Source organism: Micrococcus sp. 093350064-1, from assembly GCF_053627955.1.
In genome coordinates this window covers 1-1660 of the sequence record NZ_JBSEYU010000033.1, presented here as the reverse complement: position 1 = coordinate 1660, position 1660 = coordinate 1, and the positions used below count along the sequence as shown (strand labels likewise).

The following is a 1660-nucleotide window of genomic DNA, read 5'->3' as shown; positions in this document are numbered from 1 at the left end:
TCGCCCAGTCCTTGCTTGCCATCGCCCATACCTCCAGTGATTCCGAGAGGGTGTTGCGACGACCGATTGAATCCACCCTGGGAGCCGCGGTCCGAATGCACCCGGCAACCCTGCACCGGCGGCCTCGACGCCCCTGGTCGGATCGCATAAGCGCTCTTCCCGACACCGACCGTCCGGTCCGACAGGATCCACGTTGAGGCGAGCCCTGCTGGTCCTCCCCGTCGGCGTGGTCCTCAGGGCCGTCGGCCGGGCTGAGGGGCGGCTGGTCACACCTGCGTCATCCCTGCCCGTAAAGGAGTCCGCGGGCCTCCGTGGCCGGCGATCTTCACGGAACCTTCAAGGTTGAGCCCTTCACCCGCGTCGGCGGGGCGGTCTACAGTCGATGAAAGGGCGGGCCGGCGAAGGCCGGTGCGTCGGATCAGATCGACGAAGGAGCACATCATGACCCATCACGTGAGCGCCATGCTGGAGACCTACCCGAAGGAGGTGGGGAACATCGATCGGCAGAAACTGGCCGAATGCATCCAGGCCTGCTTCGAGTGCGCCCAGACGTGCACCGCCTGCGCGGACGCCTGCCTGGCCGAGGACATGGTCGCCGACCTGAGGCAGTGCATCCGGTTGAACCTGGACTGCGCCGATGTGTGCGCCGCCACAGGCCGGATGCTGTCCCGGCAGACCGGCACCAACGTCGAGACCACCCGCGCCCTGCTCGAGGCCTGCCGGGCCGCCTGCAAGACGTGCGGGGACGAATGCGAGAGCCACGCCCAGATGCACGAGCACTGCAAGGTGTGTGCCGAGGCCTGCCGCCGGTGTGAACAGGCCTGCGCGGACCTGCTCGTCACCCTGGGTTGAGCCTGCTGATGACCGTTCCCCCTTGAGGGCGGCCAGTCGTCCATGACGTGCGCAGGGAACCCGGACCACCGTGCTCCCTCGCCGCGGAAGGCTCCCATGGACTCGGAGAAGTATCAGAGGGTCAGGAACGGTGCCGGATTCGTCGCGGCGCTGGACCAGAGCGGGGGCAGCACCCCGGCGGCCTTGCACCTCTACGGGATCGACAAGGATGCCTACTCCGGCCCAGAGGAGATGTTCGACCTGGTACACCAGGTGCGCACACGTATCATCACCAGCCCCAGCTTCGACGGTGAGCGCGTCATGGGGGCCATCCTGTTCGAGAACACAATGAACCGCCAGGTGGAGGGTTCCCCCACGGGCGACTACCTGTGGAACAGCAAAGGCATCGTGCCCTTCCTCAAAATCGACCAGGGCTTGGCCCCGGAACAGCAAGGCGCCCAGCTCATGAAACCCATCCCGCACCTGGATGACTTACTGTCTCGAGCCGTCGAAAAGCACATGTTCGGGACGAAGATGCGCTCGGTCATCAAGCTGCCCGGGGACGGGGTGGGCTCCGTCGTGGAGCAGCAGTTCGGGCTCGCCCGTCAGATCCTCGTTACCGGGCTGGTGCCCATCATCGAGCCCGAGGTGGATATCCGCAGCCCCCGCAAGGCCGAGGTGGAGGACCAGCTCAAGGCGGCAATCCTCGCCCAACTGGACAAGCTCGGAGACGACTAGGGCGTGTCTGAGAATAGATGCACGAGTCAGCTGAGACCCTGGGGACATGTCCCGGTTCCAGATGCTCTCTGACACCCAATGGGAGTTGATC

Annotated in this window: 2 protein-coding genes; both read left to right on the top strand. The window is 65.6% G+C overall.

From position 1 onward, the window contains the following. The first annotated feature begins 441 nt into the window (after positions 1 to 441). Positions 442 to 852 (top strand): four-helix bundle copper-binding protein, encoded by a 411-nt coding sequence (locus ACUW6W_RS11695; RefSeq protein WP_044659891.1) that lies wholly within the window; start codon positions 442 to 444, stop codon positions 850 to 852. 96 nt (positions 853 to 948) lie between these two features. Beyond that, positions 949 to 1569, top strand: coding sequence for a class I fructose-bisphosphate aldolase (locus tag ACUW6W_RS11690; protein ID WP_225348377.1), 621 nt, complete (start codon positions 949 to 951; stop codon positions 1567 to 1569). Positions 1570 to 1660: the final 91 nt, after the last annotated feature.